This window comes from Variovorax sp. UC122_21 (assembly GCF_044056785.1).
Classification (GTDB): Bacteria; Pseudomonadota; Gammaproteobacteria; order Burkholderiales; family Burkholderiaceae_C; genus Variovorax.
The window spans coordinates 82,753-104,348 of record NZ_CP172003.1 but is presented as its reverse complement, the minus strand read 5'-3'; the positions used below and the strand labels follow the sequence as shown (position 1 = coordinate 104,348).

At 71.3% G+C, this 21,596-nt stretch carries 17 protein-coding genes and 1 tRNA gene; 13 read left to right on the top strand and 5 right to left on the bottom strand.

Annotated elements, in window-relative coordinates; all coding sequences use genetic code 11:
* Positions 1-43 precede the first annotated feature (43 nt).
* The 10 genes from ACHMXE_RS00565 (at position 44) to ACHMXE_RS00520 (ending at position 9,949) form a co-directional block, all read left to right on the top strand.
* Positions 44-838 carry an SDR family oxidoreductase gene (locus tag ACHMXE_RS00565; RefSeq protein WP_395346263.1) on the top strand — a complete coding sequence of 265 codons (795 nt, stop codon included), beginning with the start codon at positions 44-46 and terminating at the stop codon, positions 836-838.
* Between the two features lie 32 nt (positions 839-870).
* Positions 871-1,965 carry an amidohydrolase family protein gene (locus ACHMXE_RS00560; protein WP_395346262.1) on the top strand — a complete coding sequence of 365 codons (1,095 nt, stop codon included), beginning with the start codon at positions 871-873 and terminating at the stop codon, positions 1,963-1,965.
* Positions 1,962-3,179, top strand: a complete 1,218-nt coding sequence (gene prpF / locus ACHMXE_RS00555; RefSeq protein ID WP_395346261.1) for a 2-methylaconitate cis-trans isomerase PrpF — start codon at positions 1,962-1,964, stop codon at positions 3,177-3,179. The genes ACHMXE_RS00560 and prpF overlap by 4 nt, the downstream gene beginning before the upstream one ends.
* A gap of 2 nt (positions 3,180-3,181) precedes the next feature.
* A complete protein-coding gene (locus ACHMXE_RS00550; protein ID WP_395346260.1) occupies positions 3,182-3,937 on the top strand; it encodes an SDR family NAD(P)-dependent oxidoreductase in 756 nt (251 codons plus the stop codon).
* Between the two features lie 65 nt (positions 3,938-4,002).
* Positions 4,003-4,251: a hypothetical protein gene (locus tag ACHMXE_RS00545; RefSeq protein ID WP_209539528.1), complete on the top strand. Its 249-nt coding sequence runs from the start codon at positions 4,003-4,005 to the stop codon at positions 4,249-4,251.
* Between the two features lie 5 nt (positions 4,252-4,256).
* On the top strand, positions 4,257-5,666 hold the full coding sequence (locus ACHMXE_RS00540) for an FAD-dependent oxidoreductase (protein ID WP_395346259.1): 1,410 nt from the start codon (positions 4,257-4,259) through the stop codon (positions 5,664-5,666).
* 29 nt (positions 5,667-5,695) lie between these two features.
* Positions 5,696-7,333 (top strand): FAD-dependent monooxygenase, encoded by a 1,638-nt coding sequence (locus ACHMXE_RS00535; protein ID WP_395346258.1) that lies wholly within the window; start codon positions 5,696-5,698, stop codon positions 7,331-7,333.
* Positions 7,334-7,370: 37 nt separating this feature from the next.
* Positions 7,371-8,768, top strand: a complete 1,398-nt coding sequence (locus ACHMXE_RS00530) for an FAD-dependent oxidoreductase (RefSeq protein WP_395346257.1) — start codon at positions 7,371-7,373, stop codon at positions 8,766-8,768.
* Positions 8,765-9,658 carry a methylisocitrate lyase gene (gene prpB / locus ACHMXE_RS00525; protein ID WP_395346256.1) on the top strand — a complete coding sequence of 298 codons (894 nt, stop codon included), beginning with the start codon at positions 8,765-8,767 and terminating at the stop codon, positions 9,656-9,658. Before ACHMXE_RS00530 ends, prpB begins: the two co-directional genes overlap by 4 nt.
* A gap of 214 nt (positions 9,659-9,872) precedes the next feature.
* Positions 9,873-9,949, top strand: a tRNA-Arg gene (locus ACHMXE_RS00520).
* Positions 9,950-10,021: 72 nt separating this feature from the next.
* Here the strand turns inward: ACHMXE_RS00520 and ACHMXE_RS00515 are convergent.
* Complete coding sequence (locus ACHMXE_RS00515; RefSeq protein WP_395346255.1) at positions 10,022-10,465, bottom strand: VOC family protein; 444 nt, start codon at positions 10,463-10,465, stop codon at positions 10,022-10,024.
* Positions 10,466-10,587: 122 nt separating this feature from the next.
* On the opposite strand from ACHMXE_RS00515, the gene ACHMXE_RS00510 reads away from it, so the two are divergent.
* Positions 10,588-11,478 (top strand): LysR substrate-binding domain-containing protein, encoded by an 891-nt coding sequence (locus ACHMXE_RS00510; protein ID WP_395346253.1) that lies wholly within the window; start codon positions 10,588-10,590, stop codon positions 11,476-11,478.
* A gap of 83 nt (positions 11,479-11,561) precedes the next feature.
* On the top strand, positions 11,562-15,923 hold the full coding sequence (locus ACHMXE_RS00505) for a DEAD/DEAH box helicase (RefSeq protein WP_395346252.1): 4,362 nt from the start codon (positions 11,562-11,564) through the stop codon (positions 15,921-15,923).
* Between the two features lie 15 nt (positions 15,924-15,938).
* Here the strand turns inward: ACHMXE_RS00505 and ACHMXE_RS00500 are convergent, their stop codons facing one another.
* Positions 15,939-16,679 (bottom strand): MgtC/SapB family protein, encoded by a 741-nt coding sequence (locus ACHMXE_RS00500; protein ID WP_395346251.1) that lies wholly within the window; start codon positions 16,677-16,679, stop codon positions 15,939-15,941.
* Positions 16,676-18,394, bottom strand: coding sequence for a thiamine pyrophosphate-dependent enzyme (locus ACHMXE_RS00495; RefSeq protein ID WP_395346250.1), 1,719 nt, complete (start codon positions 18,392-18,394; stop codon positions 16,676-16,678). Before ACHMXE_RS00495 ends, ACHMXE_RS00500 begins: the two co-directional genes overlap by 4 nt.
* 168 nt (positions 18,395-18,562) lie before the next feature.
* On the opposite strand from ACHMXE_RS00495, the gene ACHMXE_RS00490 reads away from it, so the two are divergent.
* The gene (locus ACHMXE_RS00490; protein WP_395346249.1) at positions 18,563-19,480 is read left to right on the top strand and encodes a DMT family transporter; all 918 of its coding nucleotides are present in this window, start codon (positions 18,563-18,565) and stop codon (positions 19,478-19,480) included.
* Here the strand turns inward: ACHMXE_RS00490 and ACHMXE_RS00485 are convergent.
* Together ACHMXE_RS00485 and ACHMXE_RS00480 are read right to left on the bottom strand one after the other, a co-directional pair.
* Positions 19,475-20,659, bottom strand: a complete 1,185-nt coding sequence (locus ACHMXE_RS00485; protein WP_395346248.1) for an MFS transporter — start codon at positions 20,657-20,659, stop codon at positions 19,475-19,477. The genes ACHMXE_RS00490 and ACHMXE_RS00485 overlap by 6 nt on opposite strands.
* Before the next feature lie 10 nt (positions 20,660-20,669).
* Positions 20,670-21,503, bottom strand: a complete 834-nt coding sequence (locus tag ACHMXE_RS00480) for an isocitrate lyase/phosphoenolpyruvate mutase family protein (RefSeq protein WP_395346247.1) — start codon at positions 21,501-21,503, stop codon at positions 20,670-20,672.
* Between the last annotated feature and the right edge of the window lie 93 nt (positions 21,504-21,596).

Genomic DNA, 21,596 nt, shown 5'->3' with positions numbered 1-21,596 from the left:
GCCGCGCACGAACCCATCCCATTCTTCGAGGACACCGGATTCCATGACCCCACAGACATCCATCGATCCATCCACGCCCGACGCCGCGCTCGTGCGCGTGGCCGCCGTCACCGGAGCGGGCGGCGGCCTCGGCCTCGGCGTGGCCGTGGCGCTGGCGCAAGCCGGCCTGCACGTGATCGCCATCGACCGCTCGCCCAAGGTCGCGGAGGCGGTCGCCGCGCATGCCGCGCGGGGCCTGCGCATCGAGGCGGCGGTGCTCGACGTCACCGACGAGGACGGCGTGCGCGCGCTCGTGGCCTCGGCGCTCGAGCGCTTCGGCCGCTTCGACGTGCTGGTCAACAACGCCGGCATCCATCCGAAGACCGACGGCGAGCGCACCGGCGTCACGGCCATGAGCACCGCGCAATGGAAGGAAGTGCTCGACGTCAACCTCACGAGCGCCTTCGTGTTCAGCCGCGAAGCCATTCCCGCGATGCGGCGCAACGGCTGGGGCCGCATCGTCAACATGTCCTCGCGCGCGGGCCGCACGCTGGTCGGCACGGCCGGCGTGCACTACGCGGCCTCCAAGGCCGGAATGATCGGCATGAGCCGCGTGCTGGCCGCCGAGGTGGCGGCCGACGGCATCACGGTCAACTGCATCGCGCCCGGGCGCATCGAGTCGCCGATGACGCAGCAGGGCGACGAGGCGCAGCGCGCGCGGCTGGTGGGCGCGATTCCCGTCGGCCGCATCGGCACGCCCGAGGAGATCGGCCACGTCGCCGCCTTCCTGGCCTCGGAGCACTCGGGCTACCTGACGGGCGCCGTGATCGACGTCAACGGCGGCACCTTCATGGCCTGAGCGCCGCGTCGCCCCAAAAAAAGGAAAACGCCATGTCGACTGCTCATCACGCCAAACCCCTGCGCGGCGCCGCGCCGCACCATTTCGTCGACGAGGAATGGCTGGCCCTGCGCAGCGAGCCCGTGCTCGAACCCGAGCTGCCGATCTTCGATCCGCACCACCACCTGTGGGACCGGCGCCCGCACAGCCTGTACCTGTTGCCCGAGATCCTGGCCGACATCCATGCGAGCGGCCACAACGTGCGCGGCACCGGCTTCGTCGAATGCACCTCGATGTACCGCGCCGACGGCGACCCGCGCCTGGCCTGCCTGGGCCAGGTGGAGTTCACCAACGGCATCGGCGCGATGAGCGCGAGCGGCGTCTACGGACCCGTGCGCGTGTGCGCGGCCATCGTGGGCAAGGTCGACCTGAGCGAGGGCGCCTCCGCGCGTGAGCTGCTCGAGGCCTGCGTCGCGCGCGCGCCCGATCGCTTTCGCGGCATCCGCCACATGGCGGCCTGGGACGCGAGTCCCGAGGTCAGCACCCTCGTGCGGCCGCCGCCGCGAGGGCTGTTGATGGACAAGGGCTTCCGCGCCGGCTTCGCGCAGCTCGCGCCGCTCGACCTGGTGTTCGACGCCTGGGTCTACCACCCACAGCTGGCCGAACTCATCGACCTGGTCGACGCGCATCCCGAGGTCCGCGTGGTGCTCAACCACATGGGTGGACGCGCCGGCCTCGGCCCCTACGCGGCCGATCCCGCGGCCACCTTCGCGCAGTGGGCGGCCGGCATCCGCGAGCTCGCGAAGCGGCCCCAGGTCTCGATCAAGATCGGCGGCATCGGCATGCGGCTGGGCGGCTTCGGCTTCCACGACCGCGACCTGCCGCCCACGTCGGCGGAGCTGGCCGAGGCCTGGCGGCCGTCCTTCGAGGTCTGCCTCGAGGCCTTCGGCCCGACGCGCGCGATGTGCGAGAGCAACTTCCCGGTCGACAAGTCCCTGTGCAGCTACCGCACGATGTGGAACACCTTCAAGCGGCTGGCCGCGCCGCTGTCGAGCGACGAGCGCGCGGCGCTGCTGGCGGGCACCGCGGTGCACACCTACCGGCTGCCGGCCGCGCTGGCGCAGCGCGCGCCGGAGCACACCGCATGACGGGGCAGCGCGAGATCGCCGCGACCTGGATGCGCGGCGGCACCAGCAAGGGCGTGTTCTTCGACACGCGCGCGCTGCCGCACGGCATGGCCAGCGATGCCGCGCTGCGCGACCGGGTGCTGCTGCGCGCGATCGGCAGCCCCGACCGCTACGGCAAGCAGATCGACGGCCTGGGCGGCGCGACCTCGAGCACCAGCAAGGTGGTGCTGGTGGGCCCCGCGACGCGGCCGGACTGCGATGTCGACTACCTGTTCGGCGCCGTCGCCATCGAGGCGCCGGTGATCGACTGGAGCGGCAACTGCGGCAACCTGAGCGCCGCGGTCGGTCCTTTCGCGATCGCGTGCGGCCTCGTCGATGCGCCGCGCGATGGCATGGCCACGGTGAGGATCTGGCAGGCCAACATCGGCAAGCGCATCGTCGCGCAGGTACCGATGCGCGACGGCCAGGTGGTCGAGGAGGGCGATTTCGAGCTCGATGGCCTGAGCTTTCCCGGCGCGGCGATACGGCTGGACTTCCTCGACCCGGCGGGGGGAGAGGAGGGCGGTGGCGGCGCTCTATTCCCCACCGGCCGGGCGATCGACATCCTCGAAGTGCCCGGCGCCGCGAGCGTCGAGGCCAGCCTGGTCGACGCGGGCAATCCGACCGTGTTCGTCGCAGCCGCTGATCTCGGGCTCACCGGCACCGAATCGCAGGGCGAGATCGATGCGAACACCGAACTGCTCGCCCGGCTCGAGCAGCTGCGCGCGCATGCGGCGGTGTGCATGGGACTGGCGCGCACGGCCCGGGAGGCCGCCGAATCGCGTCCCGCGACGCCCAAGCTCGCCTGGGTCGCGCCGCCGGTGGACCACGGCGTGGCTGGCGGACGCCGCGTGGCGGCGCATGAGATCGATCTCGTGGCCCGCATCCTGTCGATGGGCAAGCTGCATCACGCGATGACCGGTACCGGCGCGGTGGCGATCGCCGCGGCCGCCGCGGTGCCTGGCACCGTCGTCTCGCGCATCGCGCCGGCGAAGGCCGATGGCAGCGTGCGCTTCGGCCATGCCTCGGGCGCGATCGAGGTCGGCGCGCAGGCCGAACGGGCACCCGAGGGGCACTGGCGGATCCGGCGCGTGTCGCTGTCGCGCAGCGCGCGCCGGCTGATGGTCGGCGCCGTCTGCGTGCCGGCGGCCTGCTTCGAGGCGGCCCCCGCGAATTCAACGAACAAGGAGCAATGAACATGACCTCTACACGAACCGCCCTGGTGACGGGCGCGGCCAGCGGCATCGGCCGCGAGAGCGCGCGGCTGCTGGCCGAAGCCGGCATCCGCGTGATCCTGCTCGATCGCAGCGAACAGGTGCGCGAGGCGGCCGCCGAGCTCGCCGCCGCGGGCGCGAAGGCCGAGGCCGTCGTTGCCGATCTTTCCGACCTGGCGGCGCTCGATCGCGTCGGCGACCAGGTGCTGGCGCTGTGCGGCGGCGTCGACATCCTGGTCAACAACGCAGGCGTGCATCCCAAGGTCGATGGCCGCATCGCGCAGTTCGAGGCCATCGCGCTGGCGGACTGGGAGTTCGTTTTCCGCGTCAACACCACCGCGCCGTTCCTGCTGTGCCAGAAGATGCTGCCGGCGATGAAGCGCAAGGGGTGGGGCCGGATCGTCAACATCGCCTCGCGCGCGGGCCGCACCTATTCGCCGCGCGCCGGCACCCACTACTCGGCGTCGAAGGCCGCGGTGATCGGCATGACGCGAAAGATCGCGGGCGACTACGCGCCGTTCGGCATCACGGCCAACTGCATCGCGCCCGGGCAGATCGAGACGCCGCTGGCGCGGACCTCGGCGCCGGAGGTTCTCGCCGAGGCCGCGAAGAAGATTCCGGCCGGCCGGCTCGGCACGGTGGGCGAGATCGCCTCGGCCGTGCTCTACCTCGCGAGCGACGGCGCCAGCTTCGTCAACGGCACGGTGGTCGACATCAACGGCGGCGAAACCATGGCCTGACGCGGACGCTGGGCCATGCGCCCGCCGTTCCTCGCCCTTTTTCCAACAATCAAGGAGTTATCCCGATGGAACAGACCCTGGAGCAGGAAGCGCCCGTGCCGTTTCCGCAGATCCGGTCGGTGTTGAAGCACAAGCGCCGCATCGTCGGCGCGGCCAGCGCGGGCGTCGCCGCGCTGGGCATCTGGCTGGCATGGCGCACCGGCGTCGTCGAGCTGTATGCGATCGCGCTGGTGCTCGCGGCGGCGGTGCACATGGCCATGAAGGTGGCGGTCGAGGTGATCGAACTGGTCGCCGAGACGCTGATGCCGAGATGAGCACGATGACATTCGACGTCTGCGTGGTGGGCGCGGGCCTGGCGGGGCTGACCGCCGGCGTGCGCGCGGCCGAGGCCGGGCTGCGCGTGGTGGTGCTCGAGCGCTCGGCCGATCCCGAGTACCTGTGCAATTCGCGCCTGACCGGCGGCGCCTTCCACGTCTGCCTCAACGACATCCAGACCGAGGCCGGCCGGCTCGAGCGGATCATCCTCGACGCGACGCACGGCGCCGCGCACGCGGGCCTCGCGCGCGCCATCGCGACCGATGCGCGCCGTGCCGTCAAGTGGCTGCAGTCGCAGGGCATCCGTTTCATCAAGGGCGGTTCGGAGCCGCATCACAACTTCGTGCTGTCGCCGCCTTCGCTGCAGCGCGTGGGCTCGGAATGGCGCGGCCGCGGCGGCGACGTGCTGCTGCGCACGCTGGGCGCGGCCCTGGCGCGCCACGGCGGCGAGCTCAGGCGCGGGCACCGGGCGCAGGAACTGCTGGTGGCGAATGGCCGCTGCGTCGGCGTGAAGGGCGCGGCGCAGGAGGGCCCGTTCGCGATCGAGGCCGATGCGGTCGTGATCGCCGACGGCGGCTTCCAGTGCGATCCGGCGCTGCTGCGCCAGAGCATCTCGCCCGAGCCCGCGAAGCTGCTGCAGCGCAATGCGCGTTCGGGCCTGGGCGATGGCGTGCGCATGGCGCAGGCGGCCGGGGCGCGGCTGTCGGACCTGCGCGGCTTCTACGGCCACGTGATGAACCGCAACGCGATGACCGACGACCGGCTGTGGCCGCTGCCGTGGATGGACAACGTGGCCACGGCCGCCATCGTGGTGGATGCGGGCGGGCGGCGCATCGCCGACGAGGGCCGCGGCGGCGTCTACCTGGCCAATCGCATCGCGGCGCTGGCGGACCCGCTGTCGGCCTTCGTGGTCTTCGACCAGCCGATCTGGGACGGGCCGGGCACCTCGCGCTTCCTGCCGCCCAATCCGCACATGGAGAAGTGTGGCGGCGCCATCGAGCGCGCCGATTCGATCGAGGCGCTGGCCGGCAAGCTCGGCATCGACGGCGCGGCGCTCGCAGCCACGGTCGAGGCCCACAACGCCGCGCTGGCGGCGGGCACGACGGGGCAGTTGGCGCCGCCGCGCACCTTGGCGAGCTACAAGGCGCTGCCGATCGCGACCGGCCCCTTCTACGGCGTGCCGGTGTGCGCCGGCATCACCTACACCATGGGCGGCCTCGCGATCGACGAATGGTCGCGCGCCATCGACGAACAGGGCGCGCCCTTCGCAGGGCTGTACGCGGCCGGCGGAGCCAGCGGCGGCCTCGAGGGCGGCGAAGACGTCGGCTACGTGGGCGGCCTGGCGAAGGCCGCCACCACCGGCCTGCGCGCCGCGCAGCACATCGTGGGCGAGCGCGCAACGGCGCGCGCTTGAGCGATGCGCAACATCAAGACTGGGAAGCAATGGAACAACAAGCAGTGAAGACGGACGTGCTCGTGGTGGGCGGCGGTCCTGTGGGGCTGTCGCTCGCGGGCGACCTGGGCTGGCGCGGCCATGCGTGCGTGCTGATCGAGCAGGGCGACGGCGTGGTGCGGCAGGCCAAGATGGACGGCGTGGGCGTGCGCACCATGGAGTTCTGCCGGCGCTGGGGCATCGTGGGCGACGTGGAGGGCAGCGACTACAACCGCGCCTATCCGCAGGACAACGTCTACCTGACCACGCTCGACGGCTACGAGCTCGGCCGCCAGCCGATGCCGGCGATGCAGGACGACCGGCCGCCGCCCGAGAGCCCGCAGAAGCGCGAGCGCTGCCCGCAGAACATGTTCGACCCGATCCTGCAGAAGTTCGCGCGCTCGCGCCCGGGCGTCTCGTTGCGCTACGGCCAGCGGCTGCTCGACTTCGAGCAGGACGCCGAGGGCGTGACCGCCACCGTCGAGCACGCCGCCACCGGCGTCAGGACCGTCTACCGCGCGCGCTACCTGGTCGGTTGCGACGGCGGGCGCAGCACGGTGCGCGAGCAGTTGGGCATCGGCATGCAGGGCAAGGGCGTGCTCACGCACACCACCAACGTGATCTTCCGCTGCGCCGGCTTCAACGCGCTGCACGACAAGGTGCCGGGCTATCGCTACATGTTCGTCGGCGCGCAGGGCGTGTGGGCCACCATCGTCGCGATCAACGGCAAGGACCAGTGGCGCATGTCGATCATCGGCACCGCCGACGAACGCAAGATCTACAGCGACGACGAGCTCAAGGCCTTCGCGCACCGCGCGGTGGGCCGCGTGTTCGAGCTCGAGATCCTCAGCATCCTGCGCTGGACCCGCATCGAGCAGGTGGCCGACGCCTACGGGCGCGATCGCGTGTTCATCGCGGGCGATGCCTGCCACCTGACCTCGCCGACCGGCGGGCTCGGCATGAACACCGGCATCGGCGACGCGGTCGACATCTCGTGGAAGCTCTCGGCCTGCCTCGAGGGCTGGGGCGGTCCGGCGCTGCTGGCCTCCTACGGCATCGAGCGCCGCCCGATCGCGCACCGCATCACGCGCTTTTCCACCAGCAACCTCGAGGTGATGCAGCAGGTGCCGCACACCGCGCAGGTCTTCGAGGCCGGCGAGGCGGGCGACCGCGCCCGCGCGCAGGTGGGGCAGGCGCTGTCCGACGGGCTGCGCAAGGAGTGGTTCTCGAAGAACATGCACCTGGGCAACCGCTATACCGGCTCGCCCGTGTGCGTCTACGACGAGCCCGAGTCGCCCGAGCAGATCCAGGCCGAGTTCCTCGACGCCGTGAACTACCGGCCCGGCACGCGGCCCGGTGCGCGCGCGCCGCATGCCTGGCTCGAGGACGGGCGCTCGACGCTCGACCTGTTCGGCCGCGGCTTCGTGCTGATGAGCGATGCGGCCCACACCGGCGAGGCCGCCGCGCTGCTGGCCGCGGCCGAGGCGGCGGGCGTGCCCGTGCGCCAGCATGCGATGCGCGAGCCCGAGGTGATCGCGGCCTACCAGAAGCGCCATGTGCTGGTGCGGCCCGACGGGCACGTGGCCTGGCGCGGCGATGCGATGCCGCGCGATCCGGCGGCGCTGGTGAAGACCGTGGCCGGACATTGAGCGGGATGGACAAGGACATGGAAACGAGAGGAATGCAATGACACAGCAAAAGAACCAGCACGACGTGGTCGTGATCGGCGCCGGCATGGCCGGCCATTGCGCGGCCATCGAGGCGGCGCGGCGCGGCGCCAGGGTGCTGCTGCTCGAGAAGACCGCGCTGTACGGCGGCAGCACCCGCATGTGCGGCGGCGCCTTCGCGTTCGCGGGCACCGAGGTGCAGCGGCGCAACGAGATTCCCGACAGCGCGCAGCTGCTCGAGCAGGACCTGCTCGAGGCCGGCAAGCACCGCAACGACAAGGCGCTGGTGCATGTGTACGCCGAGCGCCAGTACGAGACCTACGAATGGCTGCAGGCGATGGGCCTGCGCTTCGACAAGGTCTCGTTGAGCGGCAGCCAGTCGGTGCCGCGCAACCACAGCATCGACCCCGTGCTGGTGCTCGAGACGCTGCATGCGCAGGCGCTCGCGGCCGGCGTCGAGTACCGCGCCGGCGCCCACGTCGAGCGGCTGCTGACCGAGGGCGAGGGCGACGCGCGCCGCGTGACCGGCGTGGTGCTGAAGGACGGCGAGCGCATCGGCGCGCGCGGCGGCGTGGTGATCGCCACCGGCGGCTTCTCGCGCGCGCCCGACCTGGTCGAGCGCTTCGCGCCGCACTTGCGCGAGGCACGGCCCATGGGCGGCCACGGCAACACCGGCGACGGCCTGCGCATGGCCTGGGCGCTCGGCGCCGACCTGATCGACCTGGGCTACGTCAAGGGCACCTTCGGCGCGCCCGTGGCGGAGCCGGCGCCGGGCAAGGAGGAGGTGGCGCCGCGGCTGGTGTCGGCCATGTACCGCGGCGCGATCATCGTGAACAGGGCAGGGCGCCGCTTCGTGAACGAATCGGTGTCGTACAAGACCATCGGCGACCGCTGCCTCGAGCAGCCCGAGCGGCTGGGCTTCCAGGTCTTCGACCAGCGCGTGATGGACCAGTCCTCGCCGCTGCCCACGGTGGCCGACTACCAGGGCGCGCTCGATGCCGGCCTGGTGAAGCAGGCCGATTCGCTCGAGGCGCTGGCCGCGGCGCTCGGCATCGATGCCGCCGCGCTGCGCGAGACCGTCGACGCCTACAACCGCGCCTGCGACGGCGCCGAGCCCGATGCCTTCGGCCGCACCTCGCTGAGCACCGGCTACGGCAAGCCCACGCGCGTGGAGACCGGGCCGTTCTACGGCCTGGCCTGCACCACCGGCCTGACCTCGACCTACTGCGGCCTGCACATCGACGTCGATGCGCGCGTGCTCGACGTCTACAAGCGGCCGATCGAGGGCCTCTATGCGACGGGCGAGGTGATGGGCGGCTTCCACGGCGAGACCTACATGAGCGGCTCCTCGCTGGCCAAGGGCTGCATCTTCGGACGCCTGGCGGCGCAGCATGCCGTGGCGAGGGCCGCGGCATGAGCGCGGGCCAGACCAGCCCCGGCGCGCGTTTCCGCGCCGCGCTGCGCGAGGAATCGCCGCTGCAGATCGTCGGCACGATCAATGCCAACCATGCGCTGCTGGCGCGCCGCGCCGGCTACCGCGCGATCTATCTCTCGGGCGGCGGCGTCGCCGCGGGCTCGCTGGGCCTGCCAGACCTCGGCATGAGCGGGCTGGAGGACGTGCTGGTCGACGTGCGCCGCATCACCGACGTGTGCGACACGCCGCTGCTGGTGGACATCGACACCGGCTTCGGCCCCAGTGCCTTCAACATCGCGCGCACGGTGCGCAGCCTGGTCAAGGCCGGCGCGGCCGCCTGCCACATCGAGGACCAGGTCGGCGCCAAGCGCTGCGGCCACCGGCCGGGCAAGGAGATCGTGGGCGTGCGCGAGATGGCCGACCGCGTGAAGGCGGCCGTGGATGCGCGCAGCGACGACGCCTTCTTCGTGATCGCGCGCACCGACGCCATCGCGATGGAGGGTGTCGACGCCGCGATCGAGCGCGCGCGCGCCTGCGTCGAAGCCGGCGCCGACGCGGTGTTCGCCGAGGCCGCGCTGGACCTGCCGACCTACCGTCGCTTCGTCGACGCCACCGGCGTGCCGGTGCTCGCGAACATCACGGAGTTCGGCCAGACGCCGCTGTTCTCGGTCGAGGAACTGCGTTCCGCCGGCGTCGCGATGGTGCTCTATCCCTTGAGCGCCTTTCGCGCGATGAACAAGGCGGCCGAGGCGGTCTATGGCGCGATCCGCCGCGATGGTCACCAGCGCGCGGTGCTCGGTTCGATGCAGACGCGCGAGGAGCTCTATGAACGCATCGGTTATCACGCGTTCGAGCAGCGGCTCGATGCGTTGTTTGCCGAGGGGCGCCGCTGAGCTTGGGCGGGCCGTGGCCGGGATGGCTGCGGTTGCTTAAAACCACAATGAGTGTTATGTTAACTAGATCGGACGAGCGGCCACGGCGTATGGACAGGGTCAGCGTATCAAGGCCTTCCTGATTCACGAATCGGAGCATCGATCGCTTCTGCAGATCCGCGATAGCCGGCCCGCCAGGGTAGGCGCCGATTTCCGGGCTATAATCGCAGGCTTCGCGGCTGTAGCTCAGCTGGATAGAGTACTTGGCTACGAACCAAGGGGTCGTGGGTTCGATTCCTGCCAGCCGCACCAGAATTTCGGTTCTAGAACCACGGGTTAGACGTTCAGGCGTCTGGCCCGTTTTTCTTTGTGCGCGACCTTCGCCTACTTGGCGAACAGCATCTCGATGTTCGCGAAAGCCTTGATCTCGATCGCGTTGCCCGAGGGGTCGAGGAAGAACATCGTCGCCTGTTCGCCCGCTTCGCCCTGGAAGCGGATGTAGGGCTCGATGATGAAGGCGATGCCGGCCGCCTTCAGCCGCTGCGCCATCGCATCCCAATCGGCGCGAGGAAGCACGATGCCCATGTGGCGCACCGGAACGCCCTTGCCGTCGACGTCGTTCTTCTGCGCGACACCGGCCTCTTCGGGCGAGAGGTGGGCCACGATCTGGTGGCCGTAGAAATTGAAGTCGATCCAGTCCGGGGAACTGCGGCCTTCGGGGCAGCCGAGGGTCTCGCCATAGAACCGGCGCGCGAGCGCGAGGTCGTGCACGGGAAAAGCGACATGGAACGGCGACAGCATCGCGGGGTTGGTGCGAGGGGCAAGCATGGGGTCTTCTGTGGGGTTGAGCAGGCCCGAACGATAGGCACTCCGATGCAATAAAAAAAGCAATTAATATTCTTGGTTCATACAAATTATTTTTGTATGAACCCGAGAACGGAGGCTGACCCATGATCCGAGAACTGAAGACCCTGCTGGCGGTCGCGAGCGAGGGCACCTTCTCGGCCGCCGGCGACAAGATCGGGCTGACCCAGTCCGCCATCAGCGCCCAGATGCAGCGCCTCGAAGCCGAGGTGGGCCACGACCTCTTCGACCGCGCCGGCCGCACCGCCCGCCTCAACGACCGCGGGCACCAGATGGTCGGCCAGGCCGAGCAGTTGATCCGCATGTATGCGGACCTGTGTGCCGGCAATGCGGCGACGACGACCTCGTTCCGGTTCAGCATCGGCTCGATCGCCTCCGCGCAATCGCATCTGCTGCCCGAGGCGATCGCCAGGTTCCATCGGCAATTCCCGGAGGTCCGCACGCGGCTGGTGCCGGGCCTCTCGATGGACCTGGCCCATCTCGTCGACGCCGGCGAACTCGAGATGGCGATCGTCATCCGGCCGCCCTTCTCTCTGCACAGCGACCTCCGATGGACCACCCTGGCGCGCGAACCCTTCCGGCTCGTCATGCCGCGGGACGCGCCGGACATCGGCTGGCGCGAGCTGCTGATGACGATCCCCTTCATCCGCTACGACCGCGCATCGCTGGCCGGCCGGCAGGTGGACCGGTTCCTGCGGCGCGAACACATCGCCGTGAAGGACGTCTGCGAGGCCGACGAACTCGATGCGCTGATCCGCCTGGTCGCGCTCGGCCTGGGCGCGTCGCTGGTGCCGCAGACGATGCGCAACCGGCGCTGGCCCGCGGCGGTCCGCGTCATCGACCTCGAGGAAGACACCTTCCATCGCGACATCGGCCTGGTCCATCGCAGCAAGCGCAACATGAGCGAAGCCTCGCGCGCGCTCGCGCAGCTGATCGCCGAGGCCTATGGCGCGGGGCCGCCGGAACCCCCCTCTTGACTTGCCCCGCAACATCCCGACCTGCAGGGTCTACGGCCCACCGCGTTGCGCCATCGCGAGCGCTGCCGTAGCCTGCACTTCCCGTGGCCCTGCACTCGTTTCACCCCTCCGTCGCCCGCTGGTTCTCGCGAACCTTCCCCGGCCCCACCTCGGCCCAGGCCCAGGCGTGGCCGGCGATCCGCGCCGGGCGCGACACGCTGGTGGCCGCGCCCACGGGCTCGGGCAAGACGCTCACGGCCTTCCTGGCGGCGCTCGACGATCTGGTGCGCCGGGGCCTCGAGCCCGCCGGCCTGCCCGACGAGACCGCGGTCGTCTACGTCTCGCCGCTGAAGGCGCTGTCCAACGACATCCGCCTGAACCTCGATGCGCCGCTCGCCGGGATCCGCGCCGAGCTGGCGGCGCTGGGCCTGCCCGAGGTCGACATCCGCACCGCCGTGCGCACCGGCGACACGCCGCAGCGCGAGCGCCAGCAGAGCCTGCGCCGGCCGCCGCATGTGCTGGTGACCACGCCCGAGTCGCTCTACGTGCTGCTGGGCTCCGCCTCGGGCCGCAGGATGCTGTCGACGGTGCGCAGCGTGATCGTCGACGAGATCCACGCCATCGCCGCGAGCAAGCGCGGCAGCCACCTGGCGCTGTCGCTCGAGCGCCTGCAGGCGCTGTGCGCGGCACGGCCGGTGCGCATCGGGCTGTCGGCCACGCAGAAGCCCATCGACGAGGTGGCGCGCTTCCTGGTCGGCGCGGGCGCGCTGCGCGCCGACGGCACGGCCGATTGCGAGATCGTCGACATCGGCTATGCCAAGCAGCGCGACCTCGCGCTCGAGCTGCCGCCCACGCCGCTCGAGGCCGTGATGTCGGGCGACCAGTGGACGCAGGTCTATGCGCGCGTGGCCGAACTCGTGTGGCTGCACAAGACCACGCTGGTGTTCGTCAACACGCGCCGCATGGCCGAGCGCGCGGCGCGGCACCTGGGCGACATCCTCGGCAAGGAGGCGGTGGCCGCGCACCATGGCAGCCTGTCGAAGGAAACGCGGCTGGCCGCCGAGCAGCGCCTCAAGCGCGGCGAGCTCAAGGTGCTCGTCGCCACGGCCTCGCTCGAGCTGGGCCTGGACATCGGCGACGTCGACCTCGTGTGCCAGCTCGGCTCGCCGCGCGCCATCGCCACCTTCCTGCAGCGCGCCGGACGCTCGGGCCATGCGGTGGGCGGCGTGCCGAAGGCGCGGCTGTTCGCGCAGTCGCGCGACGAGCTGGTCGAGTGCGCCGCCCTGCTCGACTGCATCCGCCGCGGCGAGCTCGACGCGCTGCGCGTGCTGCCGGCGCCGCTGGACGTGCTGGCGCAGCAGATCGTGGCCGAGACCGCTTGCCGCGAATGGAACGAGGACCAGCTGTTCGCCCTGGTACGTCGCGCCTGGCCTTATGCGCAGCTGTCGCAGGCGCGCTTCATGGAGGTGGTGCGCATGGTGTCCGAGGGCTTTGCCACGCGGCAGGGCCAGCGCGCGGGCTATGTGCACCGCGATGCCGTGCACCACCTGCTGCGCGAACGCAAGGGCGCGCGCATGACCGCGCTGACCTCCGGCGGCACCATCCCCGAGACCGGCGACTACACGGTCGTGCTGGAGCCGCAGGCCGACAAGATCGGCTCCGTCAACGAGGACTTCGCGGTCGAGAGCCTCGCGGGCGACGTGTTCCAGCTGGGCAACACCAGCTACCGCATCCTCAAGATCGAGCCGGGCCGCGTACGGGTCGAGGACGCGCAGGGCGCGGCGCCCAACATCCCGTTCTGGCTCGGCGAGGCGCCGGGGCGCAGCGACGAGCTGTCGTTCGGCGTGTCGCGGCTGCGCGAGGAGGTGTCGCAGGCGCTCGCAGCGGGCGGCAACGACGCGGCGATGGCGCTGCTGACGCGGACCGTCGGCCTCGACGACGAGGCCGCGCGCCAGATCGTCGCGCATCTCGCGCAGGCGCGCGCCGTGCTCGGCGAGCTGCCCACGCAGCACACGCTCGTGATGGAACGCTTCTTCGATGCCTCGGGAGGCATGCAGCTGGTGATCCACGCGCCCTTCGGCAGCCGGCTCAACCGCGCCTGGGGCCTGGCGCTGCGCAAGCGCTTCTGCCGCACCTTCAACTTCGAACTGCAGGCCGCGGCGACCGAGGACGCGATCGTGCTGTCGCTGTCGACCAGCCACAGCTTCCCGCTCGACGAGGTGGCGCGCTACCTGCATTCGGCCTCGGCGCTGCATGTGCTGGTGCAGGCGCTGCTCGACGCGCCCCTGTTCGGCGTGCGCTGGCGCTGGAACGCCACCACCGCGCTCGCGCTGCCGCGCTTCACCGGCGGGCGCAAGGTGGCGCCGCAGCTGCAGCGCATGCGTTCCGAAGACCTGCTCGCGGCCGTCTTTCCCGACCAGGTCGCGTGCGCGGAGAACATCGTCGGCGAGCGCGAGATCCCCGAGCATCCGCTGGTCGCGCAGACGCTCGACGACTGCCTGCACGACGCGATGGACGCCGACGGCTGGCTCGCGCTGCTGCGGCGCATGGAGGCCGGCGAGGTGCGCGTGCTGGCGCGCGACCTGCCCGCGCCCTCGCCGCTCGCGCTCGAGGCGCTGAACGCGCGGCCCTATGCCTTCCTCGACGACGCGCCGCTGGAAGAACGCCGCACGCAGGCCGTGCAGAACCGGCGCTACACCGATCCGCAGAGCGCCGACGACGTCGGCCAGCTCGACGCGCAGGCCATCGCGAGCGTGCGCGAGGAGGCCTGGCCGCAGCCGCGCAGCGTCGACGAGATGCACGAGGCGCTCGGCATGCTCGGCGCTCTGAACGACGACGAGGTGGCCCGGCAGTCGGACTGGAAGAAATGGCTGGCGGCCCTGACCAAGGCCGGCCGCGCGACGCGCCTGATCTTCGAAGGCAAGGGCCGCGCCGCACGCGGCCTGTGGGTGACGGCCGAGCGGCTCGGGCTGCTGCGCGCCGTGGCGCCCGATGCGCCGATGCAGCCCGCCATCGTCGCGCCCGACGACGCCGAGCAGCCCGCCGATCGCGACACCGCGCTGCGCGAACTGCTGCGCTCGCGCCTGGGTGGGCTCGGCCCCGTGACGGTCGCGCAGCTCGCCACGCCGCTCTTCCTGCAGGGCGCGGACGTCGAGGGCGCCCTGCTCGCGCTGCAGGCCGAAGGCAGCGTGCTGCAGGGCCGCTTCACGCCCGGCAGCACCGAGCCCGAATGGTGCGAGCGCCATCTGCTGGCACGCGTCCACCGCTACACCCTTGGCCGCCTGCGCCGCGAGATCGAGCCGGTCGAGCCGCGCGACTTCGTGCGCTTCCTCTTCGAATGGCAGCACATCGGCGCGGGCTCGCGCGTGAGCGGCCCGGAGGCGCTGTCGGGCATCCTCTCGCAGCTCGAGGGCTATGAAGCGCCCGCGCCGCTGTGGGAGGCCGAGCTGCTGCCCGCGCGCGTGAGCGACTACGCGGGCGCCTGGCTCGACGACCTGTGCACCGCCGGGCGCGTGCTGTGGACGCGGCTGCGGCCGACGGCCACCGAGGGGCGCAAGGGCGCGGGCAGCCTGTCGCTGCGCGCCACGCCGGTGGTGCTGTTGCCGCGCCGCAGTTCGGCGCTGTGGACCACGCTGGCGCCCGCGCCCGCCGACGACGACAACCTGGGCTCGCGCGCTTCACGCGTCGCCGCGCACCTGGCCCAGCACGGCGCCTGCTTCTTCGACGAGATCGCGCACGGCACGCGGCTGCTGCCGGTCGAGATCGAGGAGGCGCTGACCGAACTGGTCGCCAAGGGCCGCGCGCGCTGCGACAGCTACGCGGGCCTGCGCGCCCTGCTGGTGCCGGCCGCCAAGCGCGCCTCGGCCGATCTGAGGCGCCGGCGGCGCGCGCCCCTCTTCAGCATCGAGGACGCCGGGCGCTGGACCCTGGTGCGGCCCCCTGCCGCCGCAGAAGCGATGGCCGCCAGCTCCGCCGAGGCGATCGAACAGGTGGTGCATGTGCTGCTGCGTCGCTACGGCGTCGTCTGCTGGCGGCTGCTCGAGCGCGAGGCCGCGTGGCTGCCGCCCTGGCGCGAGCTGGTGCGCGTGTGCCGTCGGCTCGAGGCACGCGGCGAGATCCGTGGCGGCCGCTTCATCGCCGGCGTGTCGGGCGAGCAGTTCGCCTTGCCCGAGGCGGTGGCATCGATGCGGCGGGTGCGTCGCGAGCCGGGCGACGGCGCGCTGATCGCGCTCGCGGCCAGCGATCCCGCCAACCTGCTGGGCACGGTCGTGAACGGTCCCAAGGTGCCGCGGGTCGCGGGCTCGCGCGTGCTGTATTGCGATGGCGTGCCGATCGCGACCAGCGTGGCGGGAGAGATCCGCCTGCTGGTCGAGCTCGATGCCGCGCGGGCGCAGGCGGCGCGGCGTGCGCTGTCGCTCGAGCCGTCGTTGCGCAGCTACGAACTCGCCGCGCAGCCGGCGGCTTGAGCCCACGCCACGGCCTCAGCTGGCCTCGGCCCCGTGCCCGCCGCCGCGCGTCACGACCTCGACCGACTGCACGCCTTCCAGCGCCTCGAGCCGCCGCACGAAATTGCCGATGTCGGCCGAGGACACGCGCACCAGCTGCACCGTGATGTCGTCGAGCGCCCCGCCCGGCCGCACCGCGACCAGGAAGCGCCGCAGCCGCGCGGGCTGCAGGTCGAGGCCCTGCTCGAGCGACTCCGGGCTCACCGCGCCGTGCGTCGCGACCACGCGCAGCCGGCAGCTCTGGCTGCGCGCGCGGTAGGCCTCTTCGAGCGGCTTGATGCCCGCGAGGATCACCAGGATGATCACGGTCGAGGCGGCCGCCGGAAAGTACAGCCCGCCGCCGACCGCGAGCCCGATCGCGGCCACGGTCCAGATGCTCGCGGCGGTCGTGAGCCCGCGCACGATCTCCCCGCGCGCGAGGATCGCGCCGGCGCCGAGGAAGCCGATGCCCGAGACCACCTGCGCGGCCGCGCGCGACGGATCGAGCACCACGTGCTCGCCGCGCAGGCTGTCCGCGAAGCCGTAGGCCGACACCAGCATGAAGAGGCAGGCACCCACGCTCACCAGCATGTGCGTGCGGATGCCGGCAGCCCACAGCAGCCGCTCGCGCTCCAGGCCGACCAGGCTGCCGAGCGCGGCGGCGACGAAGAGACGCAGCAGCGTCTCGCCATGGGAAAGAAGAACGTTGCCGTGCAGCATGGACAGGCTCGACGTCATTCGGTGAAGTTGTCCTTGATCAGGTCCACCACGTCGGACGAGCGTCCGCCGAGCACCGCCTTGGCGGAGTACAGCATCGTGCCCGCGACCTGGCTGAACTCCACCTTCGGCGGCATCACCAGCTCCGTGCGGTTGACCTTCACGTCGAGCAGCGCCGGCCCGGGATGCGCGAGGAAGGCGCGCACGGCATCGGGCAACTGCTCGGCGCGCTCCACCTTCTGTCCGTAGAAGCCGATCACCTCCGCCAGCCGCGCGAAGTCGGGGTTCAGCAGGTCGGTGTAGTTGTCGAGCAGCCCTTCGACCTTCTGCTCGAGCTCCACGAAATTCAGGCTCGCGTTGTTGTAGACCACCACCTTGATCGGCAGCTTCTCCTGCACGGCCGTCATCAGGTCGCCCAGCAGCATCGCGATGCCGCCGTCGCCCGACAGCGAGATCACCTGCCGCCCGGGAAAGGCCTTCTGCGCGCCCAGCGCCTGCGGCATGGCGTTGGCCATGGTGCCGTGCAGCAGGCTCACGAGCGTGCGGCGGCGCCCGTTCATCGTGAGGTGGCGCAGCGACCACACCATCGGGCTGCCGCCGTCGGCGGTGAAGACGGCGTCGTCGGCCGCCAGTTCGTCGATCACGCGCGTGAGGTGCTGCGGATGGATCAGCCCCGCCTTGCCGGGCCGCTCGTCGCGGCGCAGCGTCTCCAGCGACGCCTTGCGATGGCGCAGGCAGTCGTCGAGAAAGCTTCGGTCGGCACGTTCCTCGAGCAGGGGGATCAGCGTCTCGATCGTGTGCGCGATGTCGCCCACCAGCCCCAGCGCCACCGGATGGCGCCGGCCGAGATGGCTGCCGTCGACGTCGATCTGCAGGATGGTCGCCTTGGCCGGATAGAACTGGCTCCATGCGAAGTCGGCGCCCAGCAGCAGCAGCGTGTCGCACTCCTGCAGCGCGCGGTAGCCCGACTCCACGCCGAAGATGCCGGTCATGCCCATGTTGAAGGGGTTGTCGTACTCCACGAAATCCTTGGCGCGCGAGGTGTGGGCGATCGGCGCCTTCAGGCACTGGCCCAGCGCCAGCAGCATCTCGTGCGCGCCCTCGCAGCCATGGCCCGCATAGATCGCGATCTTCTTTCCCTGGCCCAGCAGGGCTGCCAGCTGCGCGAGTTCGGCATCGTTGGGCCGGATCACGGGCGCGGCGCGGTGGACCGAGAACTCAAGACCCTCCTTCACCTCGGTCTGCGCGATGTCGCTCGGCAGGATGACGACCGCCACGCCGCGGCGCGACAACGCCGCCTGCGCGGCCAGCGCCACCACGCGCTGCGCCTGCTCGGCCGACTGCACCTGTTCGCAGAAGACGCTGCAGCCCGCATAGAGCGACTTGAAGTCCACCTCCTGCGGAAACTCCATGCCGAGCTCGGCCGTCACGATCTGGCTCGCGATCAGCACCACCGGCGCGCGGTTGCGGTTCGACTCGAAGACGCCGTTGATGAAGTGCAGCCCGCCCGGCCCGCACGAACCCGCGCACAGGCTCAGCTCGCCCGTCAGGTACGACTCCGCGCCGGCGGCGAAGGCGGCCGCTTCCTCGTGGCGCACATGCACCCATTCGATCTCGCTGCGGCGGATCGCGTCGGTCACGTGGTTCAGCGTGTCTCCGACGATCCCGTAGCAACGTCTGGCGCCGGCCTTCTGCAGGGTTTCGATGACGAGGTCGGCGACTTTCTTGTGGGCCATGCGGAGCTTCCTTTGCGACAAAGAGAAGAGGCTACGCACCCGCCTCGCGCGGCCCGTGGGCAGCGGTCGAAACCATGGGTAGGATTTCGCCGCGCAGGCAGAATGCGCCAAACATCCGCAAAGCCCGACGGCGGCAAGCACCCGCCCCGTCGCGAGACGACCCACCCGATGCAATCGACCGGAACCCTGCGCGGCATCGCCGCGATGCTGCTGGCCTGCGCCTTCTTCGGCTGCATGGACGCGCTGCTCAAGACCCTGGCCGGCCACTATCCGCCGGCGCAGGTGATGGCGCTGCGCGGCCTGACGGCGCTGCCCCTGGTCTGCCTCTACGTCGCGTGGCGCCGCGAGGCGGCCGGGGTCTTCAACCGCCGGTTGCGCTGGCGCCTTCACCTGCTGCGCGCCGCGCTGAACATGGCGATGCTCATGCTCTTCGTCCATGGCCTCAAGACGCTGGGTCTGGCCGAGGCCTACACGCTGACCTTCATCGCGCCGCTGCTGATGGTGCTGATCGCCGTGCCGATGCTCGGCGAATCGATCCACGCGCGGCACTGGGTCGCCATCGGGCTGGGCTTCGCGGGCGTGGTGATCGCGCTGCGGCCCGAGCAAGGCGCCTTCCTCTCGATGGGCGCGATCGCGATCCTGATCGCCGCGGTCTGCTATGCGCTGTCGAACATGCTGGGCCGGCTCATCAGCCGCACCGAACCGAGCGCCGCGCTGGTGTTCTGGACCACGGCCGGCATGGCGGTGGGCGGCAGCCTGCTGGCGGCGCCGCAATGGGTGCCGATCCGCGCCGAGCACGCGTGGATGCTCGCGGGCCTGGCCCTCAGCGGCTTCCTCGGGCAACTGGCGATCGCCGAGGCCTTCCGCCATGGCCAGGCCGCCGCCATCGCGCCCTTCGAATACAGCGCGCTGGCCTGGGCATTGCTGCTCGACTGGCTGTTCTGGCAGGCCGTGCCCGATGCCTGGACCCTGGGCGGCGGCGCGCTGATCGTCGCGAGCGGCCTGTGGCTGGCGCGCAGCGAGGCGGCCAGATCGGCCCGCGGCAAGCGGCAGCCGGCCTCCCCCGCGACGCGCTCGTCCTCATGAGCGCGCCGGCAGCGCGACGCCCGACGCCCCCCGCGCACGGTGGCCGGCGATCCGGCGGCCAGCCATGTGCGAGGTGAAGATCGCGAGCATGAAGACCGCCACGCTCAGCAGGCTCAGGTAGTGGGCGCCGAGCAGATGGATGCCCACGGCACCGAGGATGCCGGCGGTCGTCACGCCGAGGTAGGTCGCCGCGGTATTGAGGCCGAGCAGCACCGGCGCGATGGGCGGCGCGATATTGACCAGCCGATACTGCTGCGGCCCCTGGATGCCCCACCCTGTCGCCCCCCAGATCGCAACGGCCACGACGGCGGGCCATAGCGAGGCGCTGGTCCAGGGCAGGAAGGCCATGTCCACCGCCTGGACCGCCAGCACCACGAACATGACCTTCGTCGGACTGGTCTTGTCGAGCACGCGCGCCAGCGCGATGTTGGTGAGCGTGCCGCTCGCGCCCCAGACCACGAGCAGCGCACCGAACACCAGCGCGTTGACCAGCACGCGATCGAACACGACCGAGAAGTAGACATAGACCAGGAAGTTGCCCGCCATGCCCAGGTAGGTGGTCAGCAGGGTCCAGCCGATGCGCGAATCCTTCAGCGGCGCCAGGCGCGCCCTGAGGCCGATCCTCGGCGCCAGCGGCACCCGATCGAGCAGCACCAGGATGCCCAGCCCCGCCGCCAGCCCCACGGCCGACACGAAGTACATCGTCCAGCGCCAGTCGCCGAGTCCGCCGAGCACCGTGCCGATCGGCGAGCCCAGCGCCGTGGCCGCCGTCAGGCCCGCGACGATCACGGCGATCGCCTGCCCGCGTCGGTTCGGTTCGACGATGCTCGCGCCCGTCCCGGTCGCGGTCGGCGAGTACATGGCCGCGCCCAGTCCGGCGAACACGCGCGATGCCAGCGCGACCGCGAAGCTGGGCGCGAGCGCGGTCGCCAGGTTCGCGAGCACGAAGATGCCCAGCCCCGCCAGCATCAGCTGCTTGCGCGGGACGTTGCCCGCGATGGCGGCGATGGTCGGCGCCAGCAGCGCATAGGCGATCGCATAGAGCGTCGTCAACTGGCCGGCCACTGCGATGTCGACGTCGAAGCTGTGCGCCAGTTGCGGCAGGATGCCGGCCACCACGAAGGTGTCCGTGCCGAGCGCGAACATCCCGAGGGCCAGTACCAGCAGTCGCTTGTCCATGGCTTTTCCCTCAGCGCGATGCAACGAAGAGCCGCTGCACCTCGGCGAAGGGCTTGGCGCCGGCCGACAGCGGATCGGAATGCCCGGTCTCGAGGAAGTCCCTGGCGGCGCGCTCGGCCTGCCCCCACACCAGCTGCGGGATCGCGGAGCCCGCGCTGAGCCGCCGCACGCCGAGCTTGTAGAGCGCCGCCGCCTCGGGCAGGCCGCCCCAGGCCATGAGGTTCAGCGGCAGCCGCGTGGCGAGGGCGACGTCCTCGATCTCCGTCGGCTCGCGCAGGCCCGGCACGAACAGGCCGTCGGCGCCCGCCGCGGAGTACAGCGCCGCGCGCCGGATGCTTTCCTCCACGCGCTCCGGAGGCTCGGCGAGCCCGGCGAGGAAGACGTCGGTGCGCGCGTTCACGAACAGGTCGGCGTTCGTGCGGCGCAGGAAGGTTCCGATCGCCTCGATCTTGGCCGCGAGGATCTCCGGCGCGTCGCGCCCGTCCTCGATGTTGATGCCGGTCACCCCGAGGTCGAGCAGCCGCCGCACGAGCTCGACGACGGCCTTCGGGTCGTCCGAGTAGCCGTTCTCGATGTCGACCGACAGCGGCACCGTGAGCACCCGCGCGATGCGGGCGACCGCGCCCACGGCTTCGTCGACCGGCAGCGCCCGGCCGTCCGCATGGCCCAGCGACCAGGCGAGTCCCGCGCTGGTGGTGGCGATGGCCGTGGCACCGGCGCTCTCGAACAGCCGGGCCGAGGCCGCGTCCCAGGCGTTGGGCAGCAGCAGCGGCGTGGCGGCATGGTGAAGCTGGCGGAAATGCGCGGCCGTGTTTCTGGCCGTGCCGAGGTGGGTGGAAGTCAAAACGTGCTCCTGGAGTGGGCCCCTCGCGGGGTGACAGGCATCGATCTTCGTCATAAACTGCGATGGCGTTCAGGTCAGGTTTCCGTCTTTTTG

Excerpts from the sequence above, each read along its gene's own strand:
- ACHMXE_RS00565 (WP_395346263.1), top strand. The coding sequence starts at position 44 with ATGACCCCACAGACATCCATCGATCCATCCACGCCCGACGCCGCGCTC.
- ACHMXE_RS00560 (WP_395346262.1), top strand. The coding sequence starts at position 871 with ATGTCGACTGCTCATCACGCCAAACCCCTGCGCGGCGCCGCGCCGCAC.
- prpF (WP_395346261.1), top strand. The coding sequence starts at position 1,962 with ATGACGGGGCAGCGCGAGATCGCCGCGACCTGGATGCGCGGCGGCACC.
- ACHMXE_RS00550 (WP_395346260.1), top strand. The coding sequence starts at position 3,182 with ATGACCTCTACACGAACCGCCCTGGTGACGGGCGCGGCCAGCGGCATC.
- ACHMXE_RS00545 (WP_209539528.1), top strand. The coding sequence starts at position 4,003 with ATGGAACAGACCCTGGAGCAGGAAGCGCCCGTGCCGTTTCCGCAGATC.
- ACHMXE_RS00540 (WP_395346259.1), top strand. The coding sequence starts at position 4,257 with ATGACATTCGACGTCTGCGTGGTGGGCGCGGGCCTGGCGGGGCTGACC.
- ACHMXE_RS00535 (WP_395346258.1), top strand. The coding sequence starts at position 5,696 with ATGGAACAACAAGCAGTGAAGACGGACGTGCTCGTGGTGGGCGGCGGT.
- ACHMXE_RS00530 (WP_395346257.1), top strand. The coding sequence starts at position 7,371 with ATGACACAGCAAAAGAACCAGCACGACGTGGTCGTGATCGGCGCCGGC.
- prpB (WP_395346256.1), top strand. The coding sequence starts at position 8,765 with ATGAGCGCGGGCCAGACCAGCCCCGGCGCGCGTTTCCGCGCCGCGCTG.
- ACHMXE_RS00515 (WP_395346255.1), bottom strand. The coding sequence starts at position 10,465 with ATGCTTGCCCCTCGCACCAACCCCGCGATGCTGTCGCCGTTCCATGTC.
- ACHMXE_RS00510 (WP_395346253.1), top strand. The coding sequence starts at position 10,588 with ATGATCCGAGAACTGAAGACCCTGCTGGCGGTCGCGAGCGAGGGCACC.
- ACHMXE_RS00500 (WP_395346251.1), bottom strand. The coding sequence starts at position 16,679 with ATGACGTCGAGCCTGTCCATGCTGCACGGCAACGTTCTTCTTTCCCAT.
- ACHMXE_RS00495 (WP_395346250.1), bottom strand. The coding sequence starts at position 18,394 with ATGGCCCACAAGAAAGTCGCCGACCTCGTCATCGAAACCCTGCAGAAG.
- ACHMXE_RS00490 (WP_395346249.1), top strand. The coding sequence starts at position 18,563 with ATGCAATCGACCGGAACCCTGCGCGGCATCGCCGCGATGCTGCTGGCC.
- ACHMXE_RS00485 (WP_395346248.1), bottom strand. The coding sequence starts at position 20,659 with ATGGACAAGCGACTGCTGGTACTGGCCCTCGGGATGTTCGCGCTCGGC.